This is a genomic window from Sphaerisporangium sp. NBC_01403 (assembly GCF_045040145.1).
Taxonomy (GTDB): Bacteria; Actinomycetota; Actinomycetes; order Streptosporangiales; family Streptosporangiaceae; genus Sphaerisporangium; species Sphaerisporangium viridialbum.
Window position 1 is genome coordinate 2179900 of sequence record NZ_CP109534.1, and the last position, 26016, is coordinate 2205915.

Here is a 26016-nt window from a genome sequence, read left to right on the forward strand (position 1 = left end):
GTGTCAAGGGCCCAGCGGAGCGCAGTCGAGGATGATGTGTCCGAGCGCGGTGCAGTGAACGCCGGCAAGGTCGAGCCCGGCTTCGGCAGCGATGGCGATGTAGTCCTCGACGGTGCGCTCGCGGCCGCCGCTGAGCACGAGCATGCGCAGGTTCATCTCGGCGAACATGGCCGGGTCGTCACCGGAACTGCCGTGTGACTCGATCATGACGACCCGTCCGTGCCGCCCGGCCGCGTCGGCGCACCGACGCAGGATCAGCAGGGCGTCGTCGTCGCCCCAGTCGTGCACCACACGCCTGAGTACGTACACATCACCCCCGGCGGGCAGCGGATCGAAGAAACTTTGGCCGACGAACTCGCACCGCGTATCCAACCCGCGCTCGGCCAGGTACCGCCGACCTCGATCCACCGTGTCCGGCAGATCTACGAGCGTGGCCCGGATGTCCGGGTTGGCGTGCAGCACTTCGGCGAGCAGGGCGCCGGTGCCACCGCCGACGTCGACCACATGCCGCACGCCGGACCAGTCGTACCCCTTGGCCGCATCGGTGAGGTAGTCGGCTCCGGTAGCCATCATCGCATCGAACGACGCGCTCATCTGTGGGTTCGCGGCGAGATGGCGCCAGAACGGGGCGCCGAAGACCGTCTCCCACGCAGGTTGCCCGGTGCGGACCGTGTGCGGCAGACCGATGAACGCCAGGTCCATCTGCCCGCCGAAGCCACCCAAGTCGAGGCGCACCCGCATCCCGGAAGGATGGTCGGACGCCAGCAGCGCGGCGGGCTCGTTGACCGCGAACCTGCCCGGCTCCCGTTCGGTGAAGATGCCCCGGCACACCAAGTGACGCAACAGCCGGCCCAGCGCGTCCGCGTTGGTGTCAGACCGCCGTGCTAGCTCCTCGACGGACACCGAGTCGTCGGCCATCAGATCCGTCAGCCCAAGAGAGGCCGCGACCCGCACCGCCATCGGCGTGACCAGGTCCGTTACGGGTCCCAGTACTTCCCATGCCGCTTCCCATGCCGATGACCGGCCTTGCTGGTCGTGATCGTCTTCGGCGCTGGTCATGGCCACGACCCCTCCTCTCGCGGGATCAAGGCTTGCTTGCCCGAAAGCTACCATGCGACCGATCCGCTCGGTCTTGGACGAATGGGAGACCGGCCGCTGGGGTGATCTGGCCTTCGAAGTAGGCCTTGTGCTCGGCGGGACATGGGGCTGTCGCGGTTCATCAGGAGATGAGGCCGGGCATGACCGGTTACCGAGTGCGTGGCGGGGACCTGTGGGCGCGGGGGCCGCTGGGTGGCGATCTGGCCGGTCGGGCCTGAGCGGGACGTCTCGGCGGTGACCTGGCCGGTTTCCATGTCTGGGGCTTCGATGCTCGCCGATGCCATCGTGTCGAGTGCGGATGATGGTCTTAGTCGGTTCGGCAGACCTTGTTCATGTGTTACTTGTCCGCTGTCGGGCGGAGGTGCCTTTAGTTGTTTTCCGGAGTTTTAGGGAGTTGTTCTTTCTTAGTCCCAGGTGGTGCCGGCGGTGCGGGAGTAGCTGTCCCAGGTGGTGCCGGCGGTGCGGCTGTAGGAGTCCCAGGTGGTGCCGGCGGAGCGGTTCGAGTTCGCGGAGTTCGTCATTTCTGTGTCTCTTTTCTGGAGGGCTGTGTATTTGTTCTCGCACAAACAACTCTGCGGGAATCGCAACCCACAAACCAGATGAATGGGCGGCAGCAAGCTGCACCGCTGTGACCGCTTCCTGCCATGCAGATAAGAGATGTATCGCCCCGAAACCTCACGCAAGACATCATCGCAGGTCAGGAGGTTGGACGACCTGCGGGCCGAGCGCGTGGCCGGCCCGCACACGAAGCTCGGTGGCGCCCAGCCGGGAGATCGGAACAGCCGGCGGGACCCGCTGCTTGGCCGAGCGTAAGGGGACGGCCCGGCCGTCGATCGCGATGTCGAGCGGTCCGAGGACGAGCAGCTGCATGGCCAGCCCTCTTCAGCCGTGAACGACGTGATCCGTTCACCGCAAACATGGGTCGAGGCTTCGCGCCTCAACGATGTTGAGGGAATATGGCGCACAGCGATGACTGGCTTTTCCCAGGCGCCCACGCCGTTGCGCCAACACGAGTTGGAGACCCACTGGCAGGATATATCCAGGTTCCTCTATGCGCGGGTCAACGGGAGCACCGGCACGCTCACGATCCCGAACGTTGGAACGTTGCGCACCACCGCCGATGCGCGCGCCTACCTGGGGATAGCCTTGGGATCGGCTTAGGTCCACCCTCCGGGATCTCCCGGTCAGCAGTTCTGAGTCCATGATTCGGAAACGAACCCCTTTGATGCAACAGCGGTGGTGACGCGGCGGAGCCCTCGTCATTGGCGTGGTGATCTCACTCATCGCACCGGTTACGGAGGGGCTCCGCTTGCTCAGTGGTCGGTACTCGAAGTCATTCGGGAGTTGAACGTACGCGGGGCGGAGGATTCTCGGAGCCTGTCCCGAACCCAAAGGTTGTTCCGTAACTGCTGGCCACGAGTGAGATGATCTTGATGTGGCTGGTGTGATCACGGCGTCGGAGCCGTCCTGGATAGCCCTGTTCACCGGGCTGAGCCCCCGCCTGTTCGGCAAGCTGGTGACCGTACTGCGGCGCGAGGGTGCGGATGCGGTCCGCAAGGGCCGGCCGTGGAGCCTCCCGCTGGAGGACCGGGCTCTGCTGGTCGCGGCGTACTGGCGCACTAACTTGACGACGCGCCAGCTCGACCGGTTCTTCGGGGTGTCCAAGTCGGCAGCGGACCGCATCATCGACCACCTCGGGCCGATGCTCGCGTTCCCACCCCGTAAGCGGTTCGCCAAGGGCACCGTCACGGCACCTTAGTCCCGGGCGGCCCAGGGTGTGCGGCAGCCGGGGCGGGACAGCTCTGTGCAGGACGCGGTCCGATCGCATCCGGGCCAGCACCTGCACGGGCAGGTCCCTCAGGAGGAAGCCGAGACGGGGTGCGTCGTATCCGGCGTCCGCGACGATAAGGATGTCCGGGTCGCCCGTCTGCCACTGCCCCGCTGCGATCAGTCGCTGAAGCAGATCGCGCAGCTGCCGGGCGGTGACCGTGGCGGTGTCGTCGCCGGGCGCCAGACGAAGCGCGTCCAGAGGCGCGGTCCATGAGCTGCGGCCGGGCTCAAGCGCGCAGATGATTGAGTAGGGCCAGCCGGGGACCGGGATGTGCTGGTCCTTGCCCCGGCCGTAGGTATGGCACAGGATCCGTTCCGGTGAGGTGCGGGCGTCGGGCCGCAGCCAGCAGGTGACGTCGACAGCCAGGACCAGCCGGCCGTCCGCAGCCCGCGGCAGTGGCACCTCGGCCAGTGCCTGCCGCAGCCGGCCGGCATCAATGCGTCCACAGGCCACGGCGGCGTGCCCGCCATGGCCGCGGCGGTGTTCACCCACCAGCGACAGCTCAGCCAGCGACCTCACCGGCCCGTCGCCGCACAGGACGGCATCAGCCGGCTCGAACAACGCGTCCGAACGAGCGGTCAGGCCCAGCGCGAGGCGTTTGGTGCCCTGGGCAATGACCGCCAGTACCGTGCCGACGTCGACGGCGTCGGCGGCTCAAGACCGCTCGACCTTCGAGATGAGTACGCCGTCGATGGCGGTGGTCCAGTCGAGCCAGGCATGTCGGGCCGGCAAGATGCGGGGCTCGTCGAGACGCATGCCTTCTTTGCCGCACACAACCGGCACTCACTCTCGGACTAGAGAGGATCGTGCAAGGGCCCGCGAGTATCGGTCTATTATTTCCGCAGGTCACACCGGTTGAATGGAATCACTGGAATCCAGGAACAAGCCACTGGGCTCTCCCTCCAGGACGCGCATCCACATTCCTCCGCCCGCAGAAGAAGGTAGTCATGACCGCCAACTATGGATTTAACGCCACCCTGACCGCCAAGCCCGGATTGGGCGATCAGCTGGTCGACCTGCTGCTGACCGGACTGGATGAGGGCAGCCCCGGCGCGAGCGAACACTGCATCGTCTACCTCGTCTCCCGCTCCGCCTCCGACCCCGACGTCGTCCACGTCACCGAAGGCTGGACCAGCGAGGAGGACCACCACCGGATCTTCGCCGGCGAAGCCGCCCAGGCCATCGTGGCGCAGATCGACGGACTGCTGGCCAAGGAATCCGAGCACACCGACTACGTACCGGTCCGCGGCAAAGCCGCCTTCTGAGGACCGCCGGCCAGTCGGCCGGTCCTTCCTCAATCCTCGCAATCCGGCCTGGCGGCTCCGCGGGTCTGAGCGCCCCTCAGGTCTGGCGGCTCCGCAGGCCCGACGGCTCCGCATCTGTCTCGCATCCCCGCCTGCCTCGCAGGCACGGTCAACCGGCGACAGCGCCTGTTGACCGGCCCACTCCTTCCCCGATCACCCGGCACAACCCGACGAAAGGTGCCCACCGTGACCCCGACCCGACCCGACCTAGACCCCGAACTGCGCGCGCTGCTCGCCGACATGCCCCTCCGGTCCGAGCTCGACTCCGAGGCGCTCGCACAGATCCGCCCCTTCTCATCAATGCCGGTCGAGCCTCTTCTCGCAGGTCGCGCAGTCGAGCGGCGTGAGGTCACCGTACCCGCCGCGGACGGTGCGCAAATTCCACTGTCGGTCTTCAGCCCCGCCGGAGTCGAGAGCTCCACTGGGGCACCGTGCATCTACTGGATGCACGGCGGCGGGATGGTCATGGGCGACCGCTTCTCACAGATCGACATCCCGCTGGAGTGGCTCGACCTGTTCGGCGCCGTCGTGGTCTCCGTCGACTACCGGCTGGCACCGGAGGCCACCGGCACGACCCTGGTCGCCGACTGCTACCAGGGACTGCTCTGGATCGCCGAACACGCCACCGAACTGGGCATCGACCCCGCCCGCATTGTCGTCGCGGGCGCCAGCGCCGGCGGCGGCCTCACCGCCGGTGTCACCCTGATGGCACGCGACCGCGGCACCCCGGCGATCGCCGCCCAGGTCCTGATCGGCCCCATGCTCGACCACCGCAACATCACCACCTCCAGCCGGCAGTACTCCGGCACACCCGGCGTCTGGACCCGCGAGATGAACGAGTTCGGCTGGCGATCAGTCCTCGGCGACATCGAGGACGAGCAAGTGCCCGGCTATGTCTCACCCTCGGTGGCCGACGACCTCTCGGGCCTGCCGACCACCTACATCGACGCAGGCGCGGCCGAGGTCTTCCGCGACGAGGACGTCGACTACGCCACCAGGATCTGGGCAGCCGGCGGCCAGGCGGAACTGCACATCTGGGCGGGAGGCTTCCACGGATTCGACGCCCTGTTCCCGCAGGCCGCAGTCTCCGCCGGGGCGCGCCGGACGCGCAACGACTGGCTCACCCGAGTCCTGACCCCGGCTCCCGCCAGCGGGACCGAGAAGGACTGACGTGGGGGCTCGATAGCCCCGGGGCGAACTCCAGACCCCCGCAGACTCGCGCCTGGGCAACACCCGACGGACAACGCCGGGGCCGCCAGCCCCAACACCAGTGCACAGCGCTGCATGCCTGCCGCACCGGGCCGCTGGCGGTGATGAACAGCAATCACCCTTCCCGATCACCGGCAACTCGCTGCAGGCGCTGCTGTCTTGGTAAAGACTTTGCGTACTATCGTGAGGTGGACGACCTTCTGGTGGGCGGAGCGCCTCAAGACTCCGAACTGGTGCGCGCCGCACACTTGGGCGACGCCGGTTGTCTTGGCCTGCTCCTCGCCAGACACCGAGCGGGTATGCGAGCGGTCGCACTGGGCTTGCTGGGCCATAGTCAGGACGCCGAGGATGCTGTGCAGGAGGCGGCGCTCATCGCGCTGCGCCGTATAGGGGATATACGGGATCCGGACGCGGTCGGTCCGTGGCTGCGGATGGTGGTGCGCAATGTGTGTCGTGCACAGCTGCGCAAGATGTCGGCGGTTCCGATGGCCGAACCCGCGAAGGCCGTCGCGGTGGACCGGTCGGGCGGTCCACCGGACCCGGCGGAGGTTCTCGACCGGCACGCGTTGCGGGACTGGGTCTGGAGCGCGCTGGAGGATCTGTCTCCCGGGCTGCGGCTGGTGACGATGCTGCGTTACTTCACCGACGTCACGTCCTACGAGGACATCGCGGCGCTGTGTGCCACGCCGGTCGGCACTGTGCGCAGCAGGCTCAACCAGGCGCGCACAAAGCTGGCCGGTGCTCTGCTGAGCTCGGCCGATCGGGTGCACGACGATGCCACCGCCCTGAGCGCACTGCACCGCAGGCTGGCCGAGGAAACCATGGTGTCCGCGTACCGTGGCGAACTCGCCTCGGCATTGTCCGACCGGTGGTCACCACAGGCGGATGTGATATGGCCGACCGGCAAACGCACGGGCATCGACTACCTGCCCGCCGCGTTCGATCGTGATGTGTCCGCTGGCGTACGCCAGAAGCTGCTGAACGTCGTGGCCGGCCGCGAAGTGGTCATCTGGGAGGCTGCCCTGCTCAACCCGCCGGAGGACCCGTTCCACTGCCCGCCCGGTGTCGTGTGGGCGCACTTCCTGGACCGGGGCCGTGTCAGCAAGCTGCGCCTTCACCATCCACGCCGCCGCTGAAACGAATCGCCGGCAAATCCTGCGACCGATCGAACTTCCCTGATCCTCACCGCATCTTGTTGGTATGAAACCAACAACCACAGTCCCGAGTACCGGGGCGGCCTACGGGAGCCGCCGTGGGTGAGGCACGGACCGCCGTCGTCGCCGGCATACGCCAGGTCTACCGCATCGCGGGTGAGGGCCCCGTGTGCCTCGTGCACTCCGGAGGCCCGGGCGTGCACCCGGAGTACCTGCGGATACCCGGGTTGGAACGCGGGCTGACCCTGGTCTACCTGGACCCGGTCGGTTCCGGCGACAGCGACCTGCTAACGGACGGGGATTACTCCGTGTCCCGCTACGCGCGCTTCGCCGAAGCCGTACTCGACGACATCGGTGCTCCCACCGGGTACTTCCTCGGCCACTCACACGGCGGCTTCGTCGCCCTCCAGTTCGGCCTCGACCACCCTGACCGTCTCGACGGGCTGATCCTCTACGACACCGCGCCTGCGAACGGGCGGCGGGAGAGAGAGACCGCGACAAAGGAGATGGCGTCCTTCGTCCAGCGCTGGGCGGATCGGCCGGAGGCGGTCGAGGCAGGCCGGATGTGGGACGCGGTCAATCTGTCACGGACGATGGAAGTCACCGACGACGAGTCGTTCGGGCGCTACATAAACGGCATCCTGCCCGCCTACTTCGCCGATTACCGCAAGACGGTGGAACGGCTGGGCGAGCTTGCCCTGGTGGTCATCCACGACCCGAACCGGCTCCCGGTCAGCTGGGACGTGCGGGACCGGCTCGGCACGATCAACGTGCCAACACTGGTGATCGTCGGCACCTACGACTTCATCTGCCCACCCCGCTTGGCGTACGAGATGCACGCAGCAATGCCGAACGCACGGCTGTGCGAGCTACGGGAGAGCGGCCACTTCGGGCACATCGAGCAGGCCGACGAGTTCGCCTCCGCCGTGCTGGACTTCATACACGACCAAGAGACGGGAAACCGGAAGTGAAAACCACCGTGCCGCTCAGCCTGGCCGAGCAGACCGAGATCGCGGCGTACGTCGACTTCGTGACCGGCGCGCCGACGCCGGTACGGGAGTCGCTGGGCATCGGCTCGCTGCACATCGGCTCGGCGCTCGCACTGGCGGTCCGCGAGGACCCGAGCCACTTCTTCAACCGGGCCGGCGGGTTCGGCGCAGGCGAGCCGATCACCGCAGACGTCCTGGCACAAGTCTGCGACTTCTACCGCAAGCAGGGCGTGTCCCAGGGCGCGTTCATGATCGCGCCGCCGCTGCTGCCACCGGACTGGGCCTCGGCCGTCGCCCAACTGGACCTCACGAACGGACGTCGTTACGTAAAGCTGGGCTGCGACACCGAGACCACGCTGTCCGCAGGCGACGGCATCGCGCCGCTCGACCCCGGCCTGCGCGTCGGCCTGGTCGAGCCACACCAGGCGAACGAGTGGGCCACCGTCATGATGACTGCCTTCGGTTTCAACACGCCGGACATGATCGACATGGCCGCGTCGTGCGTGGGCAAGCCGAACTGGCGACAGTACGCCGTCTGGGACGGCGAGCGGATCATCGCGGTCGGGAGCATCTTCATCAACGGAGAGTGCGCCGACATGTTCGGCGGAGCAACGCTCCCGGAAGGCCGTCGCCGCGGCGCCCACTCAGCACTGCTCACCGCCCGCGCCCGGGCAGCCCAGGCCGCAGGCTGCCGATGGCTCGTCGCCGAGACCGGAGCGGAAACCCCCGGCGACCACAACACATCCCTCCACAACATGCTGCGCACCGGCTTCGAGCCGCTGTACGAGCGGGTCACCTGGCTCTGGCGCGAGTAGCGGGGCGGGGTAGGAACGGCCCGGCCTCCAGTGCTGCCGCCGGAGGTTTTGACAGGCCGGCAATCCGGACTGGATGGGCGAGCCTAGCCTCGCGCATCAACGCACCTGACGGCTCCTCCACGTCACCGCTCTCCTAACGAGGGTGTCGTTCATTTGACTCTCGGAGAGGGGTGCCCCGTCGCCTGGTGTTGGGCGGCGGGGCGCGTGTCTGTGCTTCAGCCTTTGTAGTTGAAGATCTGGTGCAGGGTGTGCTGGATCTCCACCAGGTCCTTCTGGTCTTGCATCACCTGGTCGATGGACTTGTACGCCTCAGGGTGTTCGTCGACGAGGGCGGCGGCGCGGTTGGCGTTCCAGGTTCGGCCGTGCATCGCTTCGGTGAGTGACTTGGCTGATAGCTCTCGCTTGGCTCGGCTGCGTGACATGCGGCGGCCGGCGCCGTGGGAGCAGGAGTTGTACGAGCCCGGGTTCCTGCGGCCGCGGAGATGTATCACCAGGTCCCCATCGAGACGGGGATCACCCCTCTTCGCCGACGTCGGTGATGGCGCCCTTACGGGTGATCCACAGGTCCTGGCCGTGGTGCTCTCCATCTGTATGAAGTTGTGGTGGGCAATTCCTGCCTCGAACCGCTCTCGATGGGCGGGGATGAGGAAGAAGGAAGGGTCGACATCGCCGCGCATGATCCCCAGGAGGTATATCGGCGTGGGTTTCTCGCCGTACCCCGATCTCATATTCGTCCGGACTCCGTACGTTCCGATGCCGAGCAAGTTGCACATTGTGCGCACCTGCTCGCGGTTCTTGCGGACCGCCGAGACGAGGGTAGGGCGGCCTGTTTTGCCGACATCACCATCGGCGGCGAAGTATCCTGCCAGCCAGCCGTACAGGTAGGAGGGTGCGCAGTCGAGACTCGGCACGCACGTCTTCCATTTCAGGGGTAACCCGTTGATGACCGTCATGGTTGGGTACGTCCGTGGCGGCCTGCCGAGGCCCTGGAAGAGGGGTAACAGGGCGATGTCCTTCTCGCCACAGAAGTTCGCACGAGACCTATTGGGAGGGCTAACAGTCCCGTCACCGAAGACGAAGCCTCTGGCAGCGCCTTCGTGGTCGACGACTATGCCTTCCGGACGCAGAGGGAAGCTCCAGGCGAGGCGGTCACCTGGCTTCAGCTCCGCTGTGGTGACCTCGGCGGGCCTCTTACCCCAGTACCGTGTGCCCCCGCTGGAATGGGTGCGCAGCAGCCATCGATGCTCGGGGGTGGCGTAGATCACCTTCTCGACCTTGTTGCGCGAGAGCCGTACGCGCATGAGCCGCTGTCGACCAAAGGACCGGATGGGCGCCTTGACCCATTCGCCTTCCGTGGTGAGCAACTCATGGATACCGCCTGCCAGCTCGGCGATCGGCCGTACGCCAAAGCTGGTCACTACGCCGGTCTCACCTGCGAAGCAGCTGATCGTGCGCAGGCGCTCGCCGACGCCGACGATGGAGAACAGCGCGGCGGACAGGACGTGGTGAATGCGCGCCGGGGACGCCACGGCGTAGGCCTGGGCCCACAGCATGTCGCGGATGTAGGTGCCGAACTGCGGGGAGCTCTGGACCAGGTAGGCCAGGTCGGGATCCTCAAGCTGGATGAAGTACTGCGCCATCGTCTTCTTGGCCTCGGCGATGTGCCGCTGGGCGAGCTGGTTGGGTCGGTAGCATATGTCCGAGTATGTGGAAAATGAGCTGATCTCGGACGGGAACCATCATCTGGTTTACTGGTTCATGCCTCTTCCCGATTATCTGGCGATACCGCACGGGAACGTTATCACGTTCACTTACCCCCGCAACATGATCGACGCTCTTGATAAATTGCATTCCGAGAATCGGTGTGACGGCGAGAGCGTGATGTCACTGTGGTAGAAGCGGCTATCGTCATGGAAGCCGAATTTGAGCCAGGCAAAGATGATATAAGCGATGCATTCGATAGAGTCATTGAGTGCATCCAAAGGGTGCAGCGAGCCTATAATATCGTCACTAAACAGCCCATTAGGATGGCAACAAGGCAGTTGATGCCGTTTGCAGTCCTATGGCACATCGGCTCGTGAACCAGGATGATGACTCCTGGCCTGACGGGCTATCGATCTATCTGACCAATATGGCCATGCTAGATCGAGTTCCGGCATCTTGCGGATGTCTTCCCGTCGTGGTTCCAAGGCATCCTGGATAGTCCCGCATTTGGCGGCCTGCCGTCGATCCACCGCAACCCGATCCCAATGGTTCGGCCCACACCTCCGACCGTCTGAACGTCGCACGGCCATAGCGAGGCCGGATCTGCCGGCACCGACATGGGTGGATCGCGGACGAGAAATCGGCCGGAAGGGTTCGGGCGCTCCGGGTGATCGTTAATTCGGTTGCGGTGGTTGGGGGTGGTCTGGCGTTATTGGTGGTGTCAGGAAGGGTCCTGTGAAGGGAGGCGACGCGCGATGGTGTTCATGAAGGTGGCCGGGGGGCGGGCGCCTGTTCGGATGTGGGCTGATCCTGATGAGGTCGAGCCGCAGGTGATGCAGCAGTTGCGTAATGTGGCGAATTTGCCGTGGACGCATGGTGTCGCGGTGATGCCGGATGTGCATCACGGTATGGGGGCCACCGTGGGTTCGGTGATCGCGATGCGGGACGCGGTGTCGCCTGCGGCGGTGGGGGTGGACATCGGGTGTGGGATGAGTGCGGTGCGGACGTCGCTGAAGGTGGCGGACCTTCCGGACAATCTGCCCTATCTGCGGGGGCGTTTGGAGCAGGCGGTGCCGGTGGGGTTCGGCAAGCACAAGAGTCCGGTGGATCCGTCGAAGGTGTTCGGTCTGGCGCAGGAGGGGTGGAAGGAGTTCTGGGAGGACTTCGAGTGGCTGGCTCCTTCGGTGCGGGGTCTGCGGGCCAGGGCCGAGGTCCAGATGGGCACGCTCGGTGGAGGTAACCACTTCCTTGAGGTGTGTTCCGACGATGAGGGTGTGGTGTGGGTGGTGCTGCACTCGGGGTCGCGCAACATCGGCAAGGAGCTGGCCGAGTACCACATCGAGCAGGCGCGCAAGCTCCCACACAACCAGGGGCTGCCGGATCCCAACCTCGCGGTGTTCGTCCAGGGCACCAAGAAGATGGACGCCTACCGGTCCGATCTGTTCTGGGCGCAGGACTACGCCCGCCGCAACCGGGCGGTGATGCTCGCCCTGGTCTGCAACGTGCTGCGCAAGCACTTCAAGCGGATCCGCTTCGAGGAGCCCATCTCCTGCCACCACAACTACGTCTCGGAGGAGACCTACGACGGGCAGAAGCTCCTGGTCACCCGTAAGGGGGCCATCCGGGCGGGGCAGGGGGAGCTGGGCATCATCCCGGGGTCGATGGCGACGGGTACGTACATCGTCAAGGGCCTCGGAAACGCCAAGGCGTTCAACTCCGCCTCGCACGGGGCCGGCCGGAAGATGAGCAGGACGAAGGCCAAGAAGACCTTCACGGTGAGCGACCTGGAGGCGCAGACCAGCGGAGTCGAGTGCCGGAAGGACGCCGGGGTGCTGGACGAGATCCCGGGCGCGTACAAGGACATCGAGTCGGTCATGGCCGCCCAGACCGACCTGGTGGAGGTCGTCGCCCACCTGCGCCAGATCATCTGCATCAAGGGTTGACGGCAGTACGGCTGATACCCCCGCTTCCGGAAAGGAGGCGGGGGTGTCCGTGCACGGTCAACCCCCGCTTCCGGGAAGAGGCGGAGGTTTCGGCGGGCTGCTCATTCCGGGTCCTGCCGGCGCCGGACCGCGCGCGGCTCCCTTCGCCGGGTACGCACGGGCTCCTCGCAGTCGGGGGCGGGCGGCAACTTCGCCGGGTCGACCTTCTCGGGGAAGATCCGTGGCCGGCGCCTCCTCGCCGGACGGGTGAGCTCGGTACGCAGGACGACCTTCAGAACCTGGATCGCGCGGACCTGACGCTTGGAGGTTCGGAGCCGAGGGCAAGGTCAGGGGCCGTGCCGCGGGTTGGGCAATCTGGGAGAAGTCCGGTACGAGGCTCATCGCCGGAAAGTCCCCGGACAGGGGCTGGCGACCCTAGAAGACCCCAGAAGGTCGGGCTGGGGGCCCCGGAGGCCGGGGATGAGGGCCTAACGTGAAGGGGGTTTCGCGGTTCGCCGTAGGCTGGCGGTCTGACCGGTAACACCCGCACGCACGACAGGAGGCCCCCCGGTGCTCGTTGACTCCTTCGGGCGAGTGGCGACCGACCTCCGGGTCTCGCTGACCGACAAGTGCAACCTTCGCTGCACTTACTGCATGCCACCGGAGGGGCTCGACTGGTTGCCCAAGCCCGCCCTGCTCACCGCGGACGAGATCTGCCGCCTGGTGACGATCGGCGTCGAGCGGCTCGGCATCACCGAGGTCCGCTACACCGGCGGCGAGCCCCTGCTCCGGCGCGAGCTCGTCGAGATCGTCACGCGCACGGCGGCGCTGCGGCCCCGGCCCCAGGTGTCGATCACCTCCAACGGCATCGGCCTGGCCCGCCTCGCCGCGCCGCTGGCCGCCGCGGGTCTCGACCGGGTCAACATCTCGCTGGACACCCTCGACCGCGAGGCCTTCGTACGGCTCGCGCACCGCGACCGGCTGGCGGACGTCGTCGCGGGCCTCGCCGCCGCCGACGCGGCGGGCCTTCGCCCGGTCAAGGTCAACGCGGTCCTCATGCGCGGCGTCAACGACCACGAGGCGCCCGAGCTGCTGCGGTTCTGCCTGGAGAAGGGGTACGAGCTGCGGTTCATCGAGCAGATGCCGCTTGACGCGCAGCACGGCTGGCGCCGCGAGGACATGGTCACCGCCGACGAGATCCTCGCCATGCTGACCCCCGAGTTCGCCCTCACCCCCGACGACCCGGGGGAGCGGGGCAGCGCCCCCGCCGAGATCTTCCTCGTGGACGGCGGCCCCGCGCGGGTCGGGGTCATCGGCTCGGTGACCCGCCCGTTCTGCGGGGCCTGCGACCGCGTGCGGCTGACCGCCGACGGCCAGATCCGCAACTGCCTGTTCGCGACCGAGGAGTCCGACCTGCGCGCGGGCCTGCGCGCGGGCGCCTCCGACGACGAGCTCGCCGCGCGGTGGGTCGCCGCCGTGCGCGGCAAGCGGGCCGGGCACGGCATCGACGACCCGAGCTTCCTGCAGCCGGCGCGCCCCATGTCGGCCATCGGCGGCTGAGGTGCCCCCCGGGGAGCACGCGCCCCCGCGCGGCCCGTACGAGCAGGCGGCCCCGCCAGGTACCTACGAGCATCCGGTCCCACCCGGCCAGAACGACCACGCGGCCCCGTCCAGTCCGTACGAGCAGGTGGCCCCGTCCAGTCCGTACCAGCAGGTGGACCCGCCCGGGCCGTACGACGCGGTGGTCCTGGCCGGGGGCGGGGCGCGCAGGCTCGGGGGAGGGGACAAGCCCGGCGTAAGCGTGGGCGGCCTGACGCTGATCGAGCGGGTCGTCGCCGCAGTCCCCGACGCCGTCCGGCTCGTCGTGGTGGGGCCTGAACGTCCCGGCCTGGCGGGCGCCGAGTTCGTCCGGGAGGACCCGCCCGGAGGCGGACCGGTCCCCGCCCTTCGCGCGGGACTGGCGAGGGTCTCCTCGCCATGGGTGGCGCTGCTGGCGGCCGATCTGCCGTTCCTGCTGACAGGACATGTCAAGGCGCTACGCGCGGCGGCGGGGCCGCGGCCGGGTGCGGTGCTGGTGGACGACGGCGGGCGCGAGCAGTGGCTGACCGGCGTCTGGCGCACGGACGCGCTCGCCGGCGCGCTGGCGGCGTACGACGGGCGGTCCCTGTACGGGCTGCTCGGCCCGCTCGAACCGGTACGGCTCAGCCTGGCGGTGGGCGACGACGGCCGTGTTCCGTGGTTCGATTGCGACACGTTCGACGACGTGAGTGACGCCAGAAAGCGATTCCCGAGCGTGACCGACAAACGTTGAACGGGCTTTGTCGTTCGCCAATGATTAGGACGAAAGGGATCTCATGAACGTGCTGGTCGAGTGGACGGCGCTGGTCTGCAAGGAGTTGGGCATCGACCCGGAGAAAGTGGATCGCGACGCGGTTCTCGACCTGACCAGGGACGTCGCCCACGGGGTGGCCCGGCCGGCGGCGCCGCTCACGGCGTACCTGCTCGGTCTCGCGCAGGGCGCGGGCACCGCGTCACCGGAGGCGCTGGAGCGCCTGTCGACGCTGGCGCGGAACTGGGGTCAGGCCACGGCGGAGACGCTGGGTGACCGTTGAGTCATCCGAATTACATAGTTTCGGATGTTTAAACGCAGAAATGGGCGACGCCGGGTGGTTACGGGGGCAAACCACCCGGCGTCGCTTCATCGGCGTTCCGACGGGGGCCCGGAACGCCGGCAGTAGCGCTCCGACGGGGGACCAGAGCGCTTGTCTAAAGCGTACACCTACAACCCATGGGGTGCGTCAAGACTTTGTCACGACCCGATCTCGCGTCGGTGCCTTGGTATCTCGGTTTGGTTAGGTAGTTCCGAGTCAATGGGCGAGCTCGCACCACGAGTCGGCTCGTTGGCCCCGATGACGGCAACGTAGGGCAAAAAGATCGCCCCGGCGACGAGCAGCGCTCTGATCGGCCAGGGTACGTTGAGCACGACGGCAAGGATGAGGCACAGGGTGCGGATGCCCATCTGGATGAAATAGCGCTTCTCCCTGCGGCCGATGTCGGCCGTGAGCGAGGGCCTCGCGTCGGTGACCTGATGTACGACCGTACGGCCATGCCATACCTTCACAAGCTCCACGGTAGACCTTCGGGCAGGGGGGTCCGACGGCGGCCGTGGGAGACCCCGGCCGTCATACGATCAAGGCCGATGGTGAGGAGAGTTGCATGAGCGATCGTACGTACCGCGTGACCGAGATCGTCGGCACGTCGTCGGAGAGCGTGGACCACGCGATCCGCAACGGGATACGGCGTGCCGCCGAGACGCTGCGGCACCTCGACTGGTTCGAGGTCACCGAGGTCCGCGGCCATATCGAGGACGGCGAGATCGGGCACTACCAGGTGGGCATGAAGGTCGGCTTCCGCCTGGAGGACTCCTGACCCCTCGGACGGCTCCCAGAGCCCCGTGAGAGCCCTCTGAGGCCGGTGCCGAGAGGCAGAGGGCTCCCGGCACCGGCGAAGGCGCCTCAGCTGGCCTTGCTGACCGTCGACATGTTGAAGTCGGGCACACGCACGGCCGGCATGATCGTGCGGGTGAAGTAGTCGTTCCACTCGCGGGGAAGCGTCTGCTCCTCCCGGCCGATCTCGGTGAGCCGGCCGAGCAGGTCGACCGGGCTCTCGTTGAACCGGAAGTTGTTGACCTCGCCCACGACCTCGCCGTTCTCGACGAGATAGACGCCGTCACGAGTGAGGCCGGTCAGCAGCAGCGACTGGGGGTCGACCTCGCGGATGTACCACAGGCAGGTGAGCAGCAGGCCCCGCTCGGTGGAGGCGACCATCTCGTCCAGCGAGCGCCCGCCCCCGGGCCCCGACATGATCAGGTTTTCGATCGGCGGGGTGACCGCGAGCCCGGTCAGCTCGGCGGAGTAGCGGGTCTGCAGCAGGGCCGCCAGCGAGCCGTCGCCGACCCAGTCGGTGGCCGACAGCGGCAGGCCATTGTCGAAGACCGACCGCTCGCGGCCGCCCGCGTGGGCGACCACGAACGGCGCGCACTCGATGCCTCCGGCGGCCGGGTCGCTGTGGAGCCGGACGGCGGAGGCCGACAGCGACTCGCCCACCCGGGTGCCGCCGCCGGGCTTGGAGAAGACCGTGCGGCCGTCGGCGGCGTCCCTGGCCCCCGCCGACCAGTAGAGGTAGATCATCAGGTCGGCCACCGCGGTGGGCGGGATCAGCGTCTCGTAGCGGCCGGCGGGCAGGTCGACGCGGCGCTTGGCCCAGTCGAGGCGGCGCGCGAGCGTCTCGTCCAGCGAGGCGACGTCGACGTCGGTGAAGTCCCTGGTGGCCACGCCGGTCCAGGCGGAACGGCTCATGTCGGGCGACTTGGCGTTGAGCTCCAGCCTGCCCGTCGGCTGGTCGTGCCGGAGCCGCAGCCCGGTGGAGGACCCGAGGAACGTCGAGGTCACCGTGTGCTCGGCGAAGCCGTACAGCTTGCGGTTGGCGGTCTCGGCCCCGGCGAACGCCTCGCCGAGCGCCGGCGCGAACTCGCCGAACACGCCGATCGAGGTGGACTCGGCCGGCCGGTCCCAGTCGGGCGACTGGGCCGCCGCGACCAGCGGCCGGGCGTCCTCGGCAGGCGGGGCCTGGTGCGAGGCCAGGTCGGCCGCGGTGACGACGTCGGCGAGCTGCTCGGGACGTACGGCCGAGCGCGAGACGACGCCGACGCCGCGCCCGGTGATCGAGATCACGGTGAGCTGGGACGAGCGCGCCACGCCGTTGGTGGTCAGGGTGTTGCCGGCGAAACGGAGGTTCGCCGTGGACCCCTCGTCGACGATCACGACGCAGTCGTCCGCCTTGCTGAGGGCAAGGGCACGCTCGACGGTCTCCTGAGGAGTCACTTTCCGCCCTCCTGAACAGTGTTGAGGATCTTGACTCCGCGGAACAGCGCGGAGGGGGCGCCGTGGCTCACCGGCGCGACCTGGCCCGGCTGGCCCTTGCCGCAGTTGAAGGCGCCGCCGAGCACGTACGTCTGCGGGCCGCCCACCGCCTCCATCGACCGCCAGAAGTCGGTGGTGGTGGCCTGGTAGGCGACGTCGCGCACCTGCCCGGTGAGCCGGCCGTTCTCGATGCGGTAGAACCGCTGGCCGGTGAACTGGAAGTTGTACCTCTGCATGTCGATGGACCAGCTCTTGTCGCCCATCACGTAGAGGCCGCGCTCGACGCGGGAGATCAGCTCGTCGGTCGAGGGGCCGTCGAGCGCGGGCCGCAGCGAGACGTTGGCCATGCGCTGGATCGCGACGTGCCCGGGGGAGTCGGCGAACGCGCACCCGTTGGAGGAGCCGAGGCCCTTCAGCAGGGCCATGCGGCGGTCGAGCTGGTAGCCCACCAGCGTGCCGTCGCGCACGATGTCGAACTGCCGTGTCGCCACGCCCTCGTCGTCGTAGCCCACCGAGGCCAGGCCGTGCTCGGCGGTGCGGTCACCGGTGACGTTCATGACGGGCGAGCCGTACTCCAGGGTGCCGAGCTTGTCGAAGGTGGCGAAGCTCGTGCCGGCGTAGGCGGCCTCGTAGCCGAGCGCGCGGTCGAGCTCGGTGGCGTGCCCGATCGACTCGTGGATGGTCAGCCACAGGTTGGAGGGGTGGATGACCAGGTCGTAGGTGCCCGCCTCGACGGAGGGGGCCTTGAGCTTCTCCTCCAGCAGCTCGGGCAGCGTGGCGAGCTCGGCGGGGAAGTCCCAGCCGGTGCCGGTGAGGTACTCGTACCCGCGGCCCACCGGAGGGGCGAGCGTGCGCATGTCGTCGAAGCGCCCGTCGGCCGCCCGCATCACCGTGAGGACCGGGTGGATCCTGACCCGTTGCTGGGTGGCCTCGGTGCCGGCGGTGTCGGCGTAGAACTTCTGCTCCTTGACCTGCATGAGCGAGGCCGAGACGTGGTCGACCCTGGGATCCTTCAGCAGGCCGGAGGACCAGTCGGCCAGCAGGTCGGCCTTGTCCTTCAGGGGCACGGTGAAGGGGTCGACCTCGTAGGGCGACACCCAGGTGACGCCCGCGTGGACCGGCTCCGGGGCCAGCTCCACGGGCTCGCGGTTGACGGCGGCGGCGACCTTGGCCACTTCGACGGCCTGCTCGGCGACCGCCGCGGCGGCCTGCGGGGTCAGCTCGATGCCCGCCGCGAAGCCCCAGGTGCCGCCGCGGATGACCCGCACGGAGTAACCCAGGTCGTCGGCGTCCATGGAGCCTTCGAGGCGGGCGTCGAAGAGATTCAGCGTCTCGCCGCGCACGCGTTCGAGCCGGAAGTCGGCGTGCTCGGCGCCCAGCTCACGGGCACGTTCCAGGGCCGCGTCCGCCAGCTGCCGCAGCGGCAGGGCGAGAAAGTCGGGATCGATCTGGCGCATGTCCACGATCCTAGCCCTGTGATCTTGTACGGCGCGGATAAGGGTTTACCTGTGAGTAGGCGATAGCGTCGTTGCCATGGCTCGTTCAGTACTGGTAACCGGTGGAAATCGCGGCATCGGCCTCTCTATCGCCCGCGAGCTGGCCGCGGCGGGTGACGCCGTCGCCGTCACCTACCGCTCGGGAGAGCCCCCCGAGGGGCTCTTCGGCGTCAAGTGTGACGTCACAAGCTCAGAAGACGTGGACGTCGCCTTCTCCAAGGCGGAGGCCGAGCACGGGCCCGTCGAGGTCGTCGTGGCGAACGCGGGCATCACCAGGGACACCCTGCTGCCGCTGATGAAGGAAGAGGCCTTCACCGACGTCATCGACACCAACCTCACCGGCGCCTACCGCGTCGCCAAGCGGGCGACGCGCGGCATGCTGCGGATGCGGCGCGGGCGCATCATCCTCATCTCCTCGGTCGTCGGCATGCTCGGCTCGGCCGGCCAGACCAACTACGCCGCCTCCAAGGCCGGCATGATCGGCTTCGCCAGGTCGCTGGCCCGCGAGCTCGGCTCGCGCGGCATCACCGTCAACGTCGTGGCCCCCGGCTTCGTCGACACCGACATGACCGCCGCGCTCGAGCCCGAGCAGCAGCAGGCCATCCTCAAGAACATCCCGCTCGGCCGCGCCGCCAGCGGGGCCGACATCGCGCGGGCGGTCAAGTTCCTGGCGAGCGACGACGCCGCCTACATCACCGGGGCTGTCGTCCCGGTCGACGGCGGCCTTGGAATGGGGCACTGATGGGAATTCTCGAAGGCAAGCGGCTTTTGGTGACCGGAGTGCTCACCGACGCCTCGATCGCGTTCTCCGTGGCCAAGCTGGCCCAGGAGGAGGGCGCCCAGATCGTGCTCACCGGCTTCGGCCGGCTCAGCCTGGTCGAGCGCATCGCCAAGCGGCTTCCCGAGACGCCGCCGGTGGTCGAGCTCGACGTGCAGAACACCGACCACCTCGACACCCTCGCCGACCGCGTCGGCGAGCATCTCGGGGGTCTCGACGGCGTGGTCCACTCGATCGGCTTCGCGCCGCAGACCGCGCTCGGCGGCAACTTCCTCAACACAACCTGGGAAGACGTGGCCACGGCCGTGCACGTCTCGACCTTCTCGTTCAAGTCGCTGGCGGTCGCCTGCCTGCCGCTGATGAAGGACGGCGGCGCCGTCGTCGGCCTCGACTTCGACGCCTCCAAGGCCTGGCCGGTCTACGACTGGATGGGCGTGGCCAAGGCCGGCCTGGAGTCCTGCTCGCGCTACCTCGCCCGCGACCTCGCCAAGCAGGGCATCCGGGTCAACCTCGTGGCGGCGGGCCCGCTGCGCACCATGGCGGCCAAGAGCATCCCCGGGTTCAAGGAGTTCGAGGAGAGCTGGCCGGCCAAGGCCCCCCTCGGGTGGGACCTCGCCGACCCGGCCCCGGCCGCCAAGGCCTGCGTGGCCCTGCTGTCCGACTGGTTCCCTGCCACGACCGGCGAGATCGTGCACGTCGACGGCGGCGTCCACGCCATGGGCGTCTGACGCGCCTCCACCCCCGGGTCAGGCCAGGCGGTGCCGCCCCGAGTCGGGGCGGCGCAGGCCCTCGAACGGCATCGACCGCGGCTCGCCGTCGATCCTGCGGGCCTGCACGATGCGGGTCGCCAGGATCGCCGAGGCCAGCAGTGCCGCCGTCAGGGCGGTGCCCACCACGTCGTAGGGCGGCCTGGTCGGCACGACCTTCCGGGCGTCCAGGCGGCCGGCCAGCATCGGGAGGGGCTGGCCCGGCCACAGGGGCGTGAGCGGCGGTGACTCCACGTCGGCCGAGGGCGGTGTCGACGGCGGGGCGGACGGCGTGGCACGCTCCACCGTGTCACCGAGGGCACCGTGGTCGTCGAGCCCAGTGCCGCCGGTGCGGGTGCCCTGCCACGGGGAGCCGGCCGGTGGCGGCGAGGACTGCCCCCGCGGAGCGGGAAGCGGGGCCGGCACGGCGGGGGGGTGGCTCGGAATGGAACGGTCCTGTCCGGCGGGCGCCCTCGGGGCCGCGGAGGGCTCGGCCTGCCCGCAGTCGGGCGCCGAGACCACCGGCAGGCACCCGGCGTCGATGTCGACCCCGAGCAGGCCCGCGGCGCCGGAGGCCTCGCTCGGCTCCGCGCTCGGCACCGGCGTGGCGGTGGGCGGGGCCGCGGAGGGCGACGCGACGCCGAGGATCCTGTCGGCCGTCTTCCCGAGGGTGTCGGCGACCGGCTTCAGCGTGTCGTCCGTGAGGTCGTTCAGGGGGCCGGTGACCGGCGTCGCCTTGCCGCCCGTGAGGTCGTCCACCGTTCCGGTGACCCCGCCCACCAGGTCGCAGACCTGGCCGGTGAGGCTGGACAGCGGGCCTGCGCCTCTGTCGCAGTCGGTCACGCGTAGCAAGGACGGCGAGGACGCCGTGGCGGGCGCCGCCACCAGCAGCATCGTCCCCCCGCTCAGCGCGAGCGTCAGTGCTCCCGCCGAGATGGCGGTCGTCCCCTTACGCATGGTTCCCCTCCATCGTCATCCACACGCGTAGTGGAGACGCGGGCTCCCCTCCCGCTGTCTCCTCGACCATCGTGTGCCAACACGCCGGTCTTTCCATGAAAAGGTGCGATTCGGTACCGAGTAGTGATACGCGAACGGAATTCTGATTCGGTCGATCGCGAGGCTCGCGCTGGTCGGCGGAGACGTCGTCCGCGAGGCTCGCGCTGGTGGGCGTAGATGTCCGTCCGCGAGGCTCGCGCTAGTCGGCGGAGACGTCGTCCAGGGCCTCGCGTATCTCCATTGGCAGCGTCAGCTCCTCCGCCTGCAGCACGCCCTTGAGCTGAGCGTGGGTGCGCGCTCCCACGATGGCCGCGGCCACCCCCGGCTGGTCGCGCACCCAGGAGAGGGCGACCGCGAGAGGGGACACCCCGAGCCCCTCGGCGGCGGTGGTGACCGACTCGACGACGCGGCGGGACCGCTCGTCGAGATACGGCTGGACGAAGTCGGCGAAGTGCGGCGTGGCGGCCCGCGAGTCGGCGGGGATGCCCACGCGGTACTTGCCGGTGAGCACTCCCCGGCCGAGCGGCGACCAGGCGAGCACCCCGGCGCCGACGTGCTCGGCGGCGGCCAGGACCTCGCGCTCGGCGTCCCTGGCGAGCAAGGAGTACTCAACCTGGGCGGACACGATCGGCGCCCGCCCGGGAGCCGCCCGCTGCCAGACGCCCGCCGCCGCGAGCTGCCACCCGGCGTAGTTGCACACCCCGGCGTACATCGTGCGGCCGGAGGACACGGCGGTGTCGACGGCCGCCAGCGTCTCGTCGAGGGGCACCTCGGGATCGAAGGCGTGCAACTGCCACAGGTCGACCTCCTCGACCCCCAGCCGGGCGAGGGAGGCGTCGAGCGCGGAGATGAGGCTGCGGCGCGAGGCGTTCCTCGAACGGGGCCCGCGGGGCGTGAGGACGGCCTTGGTGGCGACGACCATCTCAGAGCGCGGCACGGAGTCGCGCAGCAGGCGGCCGAGCAGCCGCTCGGCGTCGCCGCCGGCGTAGACGTCGGCGGTGTCCACCAGGGTGCCCCCGGCCTCGGCGAACGCGACGAGCTGCGCGGCGGCCTCCTCCGCGCCGGTGTCACGCCCCCAGGTCATGGTGCCCAGCCCCACCCGTGACACCGAAAGACCGCTACGACCGACCAATCGCTGATCCATGATCCGGCCAGGTTACCGCGTTGGAACGTCTCACTTCCCTCGATGGCGCAGGACGCGCCCCGAGGGCTCGCTCCTCACGGAACGTTCACTCCCGCATCACCTTCGCGACCATTACTTCACCGGTTCCTCGCCGGGTCCTCACCCGCCGTGCTGACCGGGACGCCGGGGCTGCCCTAGGCTGGCGCGCACTATGGACGCACTGCAAGCGATCGTGCTCGGCATCGTGCAGGGGCTGACCGAGTTCCTGCCGATCTCCAGCTCCGCGCACCTGCTCATCGTTCCCCGGCTGTTCGGCTGGTCCGACCCGGGCGCCGCCTTCACCGCCGTGATCCAGCTCGGCACCATGCTCGCCGTGGTCATCTACTTCTGGCGCGACATCGTGCGCATCGTCTGGACCTGGCTGCGCAGCCTGTGGACCCCGGAGCTACGCGGCGACATGGACGCCCGCATGGGGTGGTACATCGGCCTCGGCACGATCCCGCTCGGCCTGCTCGGCGTGGTGTTCAAGAGCCAGATCGAGGGCCCGGCGCGCAACCTGTGGATCAACGCCACCGTGCTCATCGTGTTCGGCCTGCTCCTGCTGCTGGCCGAGCAGCTCGGACGGCAGCGAACCGCCATCCACGAGCTGACGCTGAAGGACGGCCTCATCATCGGCGGCTTCCAGGCGCTCGCCCTGGTGCCCGGCGCGTCCCGCTCCGGCTCGACGATCACGGGCGGGCTTTTCCTCGGCTTCACCCGCGAGGCGGCCGCCCGCTACTCGTTCCTGCTCTCCATCCCCGCCGTGGTGCTGTCGGGGCTGTTCGAGCTGAAGGACGTCGGCGCGGGCGGCGGCCCCGACCTCGTGCCGACCCTCATCGCCACCGTCGTGTCGTTCGCCGTCGGGTACGCCTCGATCGCCTGGCTGCTGCGTTACATCACCAAGCACTCGATGATGGTTTTTGTCACCTATCGCGTCTTCATCGGCGCCTTCCTGTTGACACTGTTGTCTCTAGGGGTGATCACGGCCCAATAGGGTTGTCTTTTGTGACCACTTTGCTTCTGGTGCGGCACGGTCTGACACACATGACCGGGCCGGTGCTCGCCGGCTGGACCCCAGGGGTTCATCTGAGCGAGCAAGGCAGCGCCCAGGCCGAGGCCCTCGCGGCGCGGCTGGCACCCCTCCGCCTCGACGCGATCGTGTCCAGCCCTCTGGAGCGCTGCCAGGAGACCGCCCAGGCGGTGCTCCAGGGGCGCGAAGGCCTCAAGGTCGAGAGCGACGACCGGTTCGGCGAGTGCGGCTACGGCGAGTGGACCGGGCGCCCGCTCAAGGAGCTGGCCGAGGAGCCGCTGTGGCGGGTGGTGCAGCAGCATCCGAGCGCGGTGGTCTTCCCCGGCGGCGAGTCGCTGGCGGGCGTGCAGAGGCGCGCGGTCGCGGCCGTACGGCACTGGAACACCAAGCTCGGCGACGACGCGGTCTACCTGGTGTGCAGCCACGGAGACGTGATCAAGGCGATCGTGGCGGACGCGATGGGCGTCCACCTCGACCAGTTCCAGCGCATCACGGCCGATCCCGCGTCCCTCACGGCGATCCGCTACACCCCGCTGCGGCCGTTCGTCCTCAGGGTCAACGACGTGGGCGGCGGGGTGGAGAATCTCGTACCTCCCCCGCCCCGGCCTGAGGGTTCGGAGCGGCAAGACGGGGGAGAAAGTTCCACCGAGAGCGACGCCGCTGTCGGCGGCGGAGCCGGGACCACGTAAGGTCGGGCTATGCCGGTCTTCGACTACGATCCGCCAGAAAGGTTCGTGGCCGGTGCCGTTGGGCAACCGGGATCACGCACCTTCTTTCTGCAGGCCCGTGCACAGGGGCGGATGACGACGGTGGGCCTGGAGAAATTCCAGGTCGCGGTCCTGGCCGATCGGCTCGACGAGCTGCTCGACGAGGTGCTGCGCCGCAGCGGAGGCACCGCCCCGGTGCCCGCCATGGCCCCGGTGGAGCTCGCTGACAAGGCACCCCTCGACCTTCCCATCGACGAGGACTTCCGGGTGGGCACCATGGCCCTGGCCTGGGACCCCGACACCTCGCAGGTGGTCATCGAGGCGCAGGAGGTCACCGGAGAGGACGAGGAGGAGCAGCCCGTCATCGACGACGACCGGCCCGGCTCCGCCGTCCTGCGGGTGCACATCAGCGCCGCCGCCGCCCGCGCGTTCACCCAGCGGGCACTGGAGATCGTCGCGGCGGGACGCCCGCCATGCCCGCTCTGCGGGCAGCCACTCGACGCGGAGGGACACATCTGCGTTCGCCTGAACGGCCACCGGGGGGACACTACGTGAGTGCAGAGAGCGACCCCCGGCTCAGCAGCATCCCCGGCACATCCGGGCTGGACGACGTCACCGCCCTGCGCCTGCTCCGCGAGGGCACCATCGAGGTCGCCGGCCGTCTGGTCGAGGCGACCAACATGACGCTCTACTGCTCCATCCGCCTCGACGGGCTCGTCGCCGAGTGCGTCTACAAGCCGGTCAGGGGCGAGCGGCCGCTGTGGGACTTCCCCGACGGCACCCTCGCCGCGCGGGAGGTCGCCGCCTTCGAGGTCTCGGCGGCCACCGGCTGGCGCATCGTGCCGCCGAGCGTCTACCGCGACGGCCCGTTCGGTCCGGGCATGTGCCAGCTCTGGATCGACACCGACCCCGAGGCCGACCTCATGGCCCTGATCCGCAGCCGCGACCCCGTGCTGCGCCGCATGGCCATCTTCGACGCCGTGGTCAACAACGCCGACCGCAAGGGCGGCCACCTGCTGCCGCTGCCCGACGGGCACATCTACGGCGTCGACCACGGGGTCTGCTTCTCCGCCGAGGACAAGCTGCGCACCGTGCTGTGGCAGTGGCGCGGCAAGCCGCTTCCGCGCGAGGCGGTGAACGTCCTGGCCAGGCTGGAGCGCGAGATCGAGCGCGGCAGGCTGGGCCGCCGGCTGCGCGAGCTGCTGACGCTCCCGGAGGTGGAGGCCACGTGGGAACGGGTGCGCCGGCTGCTCAGCACCGGCATCCACCCGTATCCCTCCGACGACTGGCCCGCGATCCCCTGGCCGCCCATCTGACGCGCTACTGACCCCGCCGCGCCGGAGGCGTACCCTGGTTGGCCTGTCCATCTCTACCGGCCTTGGAGGGAATGGCGTGTGCACTGTGATCATCGGTGTCGAGCCCGGCGCGGAGACGCCCGTGGTGCTCGCGGGGGTGCGTGACGAGTTCGCGGCGCGGCCCTGGGAGCCGCCCGCGGCGCACTGGCCGGAGTTCCCCGGCCTGGTGGGCGGGCGCGACCTGTCGGCGGGCGGCACCTGGCTCGCAGCCGACCCCGGCGGCCCCCGCGTGGCCGCGCTGCTCAACGGGTGCGGCCGGGAGGCCGATCCCTCGGCCCGCAGGTCCCGTGGCGACCTGCCGCTCCGGGCGGCGGCCTCGGGCGAGCTTCCCCAGGGAGACCTGTCCTGTTACGACCCGTTCCATCTGCTCGTCGCCGACCTCGGCGGTGTGCGGCTGTGGACCTGGGACGGGCGGGACGTGAACGACGACAAGCTCCCGGCGGGCGTGCACGTCATCGTCAACAGCGGGTGGGACCGCGCCGCCGCCGGCGCCCGGGCCGCGTTCTTCCGGCCGCTCTTCGCCGGCGCCGGACGCCCCTCCGCGCGCGACACGGGCGACGGCCCGGGGGAGGGGTGGGCGGCATGGCGCGGGCTCGCGTCCGGCGCGGGGCTTGACCTCACCGATCCGAGGGCGCTGGTGGTCCGCGAGGAGCTGGCGGACGGGCGCGTGTGGGGCACGTCCTCGATCACGCTGGTCGCCCTGGCCGCTGGGGCCCTGCGCTATGAGTTCTGCCCGCGTCCCGCCGACCCGGGCTCGTGGCATGAGGTCATGCGGGTGCCGGGCACCGCGTGAGCCCG

General features: G+C 69.1%; 27 protein-coding genes and 2 pseudogenes. 20 read left to right on the top strand and 9 right to left on the bottom strand.

Annotation, left to right across the window (positions count from 1 at the left end; all coding sequences use genetic code 11):
• Positions 1-3: 3 nt before the first annotated feature.
• Positions 4-1059 (bottom strand): methyltransferase, encoded by a 1056-nt coding sequence (locus tag OG589_RS09485; protein WP_405151997.1) that lies wholly within the window; start codon positions 1057-1059, stop codon positions 4-6.
• 726 nt (positions 1060-1785) lie between these two features.
• A complete protein-coding gene (locus OG589_RS09490; RefSeq protein ID WP_405147968.1) occupies positions 1786-1968 on the bottom strand; it encodes a hypothetical protein in 183 nt (60 codons plus the stop codon).
• Positions 1969-1986: 18 nt separating this feature from the next.
• On the opposite strand from OG589_RS09490, the gene OG589_RS09495 reads away from it, so the two are divergent.
• Together OG589_RS09495 and OG589_RS09500 are read left to right on the top strand one after the other, a co-directional pair.
• Positions 1987-2259, top strand: a complete 273-nt coding sequence (locus OG589_RS09495; protein WP_405147970.1) for a hypothetical protein — start codon at positions 1987-1989, stop codon at positions 2257-2259.
• Positions 2260-2533: 274 nt separating this feature from the next.
• A pseudogene (locus tag OG589_RS09500) lies at positions 2534-2845 on the top strand (transposase family protein); the annotation flags it as partial.
• Positions 2846-2896: 51 nt separating this feature from the next.
• On the opposite strand, the pseudogene OG589_RS09505 reads toward OG589_RS09500, so the two are convergent.
• Positions 2897-3490, bottom strand: a pseudogene (locus OG589_RS09505) (transposase); the annotation flags it as partial.
• Here OG589_RS09505 and OG589_RS09510 point away from each other — a divergent pair.
• The 6 genes from OG589_RS09510 to OG589_RS09535 all read left to right on the top strand — a co-directional run bounded on the left by OG589_RS09510 (position 3398) and on the right by OG589_RS09535 (position 8400).
• The gene (locus OG589_RS09510; RefSeq protein ID WP_405147972.1) at positions 3398-3727 is read left to right on the top strand and encodes a hypothetical protein; all 330 of its coding nucleotides are present in this window, start codon (positions 3398-3400) and stop codon (positions 3725-3727) included. The pseudogene OG589_RS09505 and the gene OG589_RS09510 sit on opposite strands and share 93 nt — an antisense overlap.
• 149 nt (positions 3728-3876) lie before the next feature.
• Positions 3877-4194 (top strand): putative quinol monooxygenase, encoded by a 318-nt coding sequence (locus tag OG589_RS09515; RefSeq protein ID WP_405147974.1) that lies wholly within the window; start codon positions 3877-3879, stop codon positions 4192-4194.
• A 225-nt stretch (positions 4195-4419) separates the two neighbouring features.
• A complete protein-coding gene (locus OG589_RS09520) occupies positions 4420-5403 on the top strand; it encodes an alpha/beta hydrolase (protein ID WP_405147975.1) in 984 nt (327 codons plus the stop codon).
• Positions 5404-5630: 227 nt separating this feature from the next.
• Positions 5631-6578 (top strand): RNA polymerase sigma factor, encoded by a 948-nt coding sequence (locus OG589_RS09525; protein ID WP_405147976.1) that lies wholly within the window; start codon positions 5631-5633, stop codon positions 6576-6578.
• Between the two features lie 116 nt (positions 6579-6694).
• Entirely contained in the window at positions 6695-7567 is an 873-nt protein-coding gene (locus OG589_RS09530) for an alpha/beta fold hydrolase (RefSeq protein ID WP_405147977.1), read from the top strand.
• Positions 7564-8400, top strand: a complete 837-nt coding sequence (locus OG589_RS09535) for a GNAT family N-acetyltransferase (protein WP_405147979.1) — start codon at positions 7564-7566, stop codon at positions 8398-8400. The genes OG589_RS09530 and OG589_RS09535 overlap by 4 nt, the downstream gene beginning before the upstream one ends.
• 215 nt (positions 8401-8615) lie before the next feature.
• Here OG589_RS09535 and OG589_RS09540 read toward each other — a convergent pair whose 3' ends face one another.
• Positions 8616-10124 (bottom strand): RtcB family protein, encoded by a 1509-nt coding sequence (locus OG589_RS09540; protein ID WP_405151998.1) that lies wholly within the window; start codon positions 10122-10124, stop codon positions 8616-8618.
• A gap of 735 nt (positions 10125-10859) precedes the next feature.
• Here OG589_RS09540 and OG589_RS09545 point away from each other — a divergent pair.
• The 4 genes from OG589_RS09545 to OG589_RS09560 all read left to right on the top strand — a co-directional run bounded on the left by OG589_RS09545 (position 10860) and on the right by OG589_RS09560 (position 14638).
• On the top strand, positions 10860-12047 hold the full coding sequence (locus OG589_RS09545) for an RtcB family protein (RefSeq protein WP_405147981.1): 1188 nt from the start codon (positions 10860-10862) through the stop codon (positions 12045-12047).
• Between the two features lie 549 nt (positions 12048-12596).
• Positions 12597-13586, top strand: a complete 990-nt coding sequence (gene moaA, locus OG589_RS09550; protein WP_405147983.1) for a GTP 3',8-cyclase MoaA — start codon at positions 12597-12599, stop codon at positions 13584-13586.
• A gap of 1 nt (position 13587) precedes the next feature.
• Positions 13588-14337 carry a molybdenum cofactor guanylyltransferase gene (locus OG589_RS09555; protein WP_405147985.1) on the top strand — a complete coding sequence of 250 codons (750 nt, stop codon included), beginning with the start codon at positions 13588-13590 and terminating at the stop codon, positions 14335-14337.
• A 43-nt stretch (positions 14338-14380) separates the two neighbouring features.
• Positions 14381-14638 carry a DUF6457 domain-containing protein gene (locus tag OG589_RS09560; RefSeq protein WP_405147986.1) on the top strand — a complete coding sequence of 86 codons (258 nt, stop codon included), beginning with the start codon at positions 14381-14383 and terminating at the stop codon, positions 14636-14638.
• A gap of 197 nt (positions 14639-14835) precedes the next feature.
• Here OG589_RS09560 and OG589_RS09565 read toward each other — a convergent pair whose 3' ends face one another.
• Positions 14836-15156, bottom strand: coding sequence for a DUF3099 domain-containing protein (locus OG589_RS09565; protein ID WP_405147988.1), 321 nt, complete (start codon positions 15154-15156; stop codon positions 14836-14838).
• An 86-nt stretch (positions 15157-15242) separates the two neighbouring features.
• Here OG589_RS09565 and OG589_RS09570 point away from each other — a divergent pair, with 86 nt between their 5' ends.
• The gene (locus tag OG589_RS09570; protein ID WP_405147989.1) at positions 15243-15455 is read left to right on the top strand and encodes a dodecin; all 213 of its coding nucleotides are present in this window, start codon (positions 15243-15245) and stop codon (positions 15453-15455) included.
• Between the two features lie 86 nt (positions 15456-15541).
• Here OG589_RS09570 and OG589_RS09575 read toward each other — a convergent pair whose 3' ends face one another.
• The gene (locus OG589_RS09575; protein ID WP_405147991.1) at positions 15542-16909 is read right to left on the bottom strand and encodes a metallopeptidase TldD-related protein; all 1368 of its coding nucleotides are present in this window, start codon (positions 16907-16909) and stop codon (positions 15542-15544) included.
• Positions 16906-18405, bottom strand: coding sequence for a TldD/PmbA family protein (locus OG589_RS09580; protein WP_405147993.1), 1500 nt, complete (start codon positions 18403-18405; stop codon positions 16906-16908). Before OG589_RS09580 ends, OG589_RS09575 begins: the two co-directional genes overlap by 4 nt.
• 76 nt (positions 18406-18481) lie before the next feature.
• Between OG589_RS09580 and fabG the strand changes: the two genes are divergently transcribed.
• Positions 18482-19186 (top strand): 3-oxoacyl-ACP reductase FabG, encoded by a 705-nt coding sequence (gene fabG, locus OG589_RS09585; RefSeq protein WP_405147994.1) that lies wholly within the window; start codon positions 18482-18484, stop codon positions 19184-19186.
• Positions 19186-19950 (top strand): enoyl-ACP reductase FabI, encoded by a 765-nt coding sequence (gene fabI, locus OG589_RS09590; RefSeq protein WP_405147995.1) that lies wholly within the window; start codon positions 19186-19188, stop codon positions 19948-19950. Before fabG ends, fabI begins: the two co-directional genes overlap by 1 nt.
• A gap of 18 nt (positions 19951-19968) precedes the next feature.
• Here the strand turns inward: fabI and OG589_RS09595 are convergent, their stop codons facing one another.
• Both OG589_RS09595 and OG589_RS09600 read right to left on the bottom strand, forming a co-directional pair.
• On the bottom strand, positions 19969-20925 hold the full coding sequence (locus OG589_RS09595) for a hypothetical protein (RefSeq protein ID WP_405147996.1): 957 nt from the start codon (positions 20923-20925) through the stop codon (positions 19969-19971).
• A 238-nt stretch (positions 20926-21163) separates the two neighbouring features.
• Positions 21164-22108: an aldo/keto reductase gene (locus OG589_RS09600; protein ID WP_405147998.1), complete on the bottom strand. Its 945-nt coding sequence runs from the start codon at positions 22106-22108 to the stop codon at positions 21164-21166.
• A 190-nt stretch (positions 22109-22298) separates the two neighbouring features.
• Here OG589_RS09600 and OG589_RS09605 point away from each other — a divergent pair, with 190 nt between their 5' ends.
• The 5 genes from OG589_RS09605 (at position 22299) to OG589_RS09625 (ending at position 26011) form a co-directional block, all read left to right on the top strand.
• The gene (locus tag OG589_RS09605; protein ID WP_405148000.1) at positions 22299-23120 is read left to right on the top strand and encodes an undecaprenyl-diphosphate phosphatase; all 822 of its coding nucleotides are present in this window, start codon (positions 22299-22301) and stop codon (positions 23118-23120) included.
• 11 nt (positions 23121-23131) lie between these two features.
• Positions 23132-23845 (top strand): histidine phosphatase family protein, encoded by a 714-nt coding sequence (locus OG589_RS09610; RefSeq protein WP_405148002.1) that lies wholly within the window; start codon positions 23132-23134, stop codon positions 23843-23845.
• Between the two features lie 9 nt (positions 23846-23854).
• Entirely contained in the window at positions 23855-24418 is a 564-nt protein-coding gene (locus tag OG589_RS09615) for a DUF3090 domain-containing protein (protein ID WP_405148003.1), read from the top strand.
• Positions 24415-25179, top strand: a complete 765-nt coding sequence (locus OG589_RS09620; RefSeq protein WP_358561944.1) for an SCO1664 family protein — start codon at positions 24415-24417, stop codon at positions 25177-25179. The genes OG589_RS09615 and OG589_RS09620 overlap by 4 nt, the downstream gene beginning before the upstream one ends.
• 76 nt (positions 25180-25255) lie before the next feature.
• Positions 25256-26011, top strand: a complete 756-nt coding sequence (locus OG589_RS09625) for an NRDE family protein (RefSeq protein ID WP_405148004.1) — start codon at positions 25256-25258, stop codon at positions 26009-26011.
• The last annotated feature ends 5 nt before the right edge of the window (positions 26012-26016 follow it).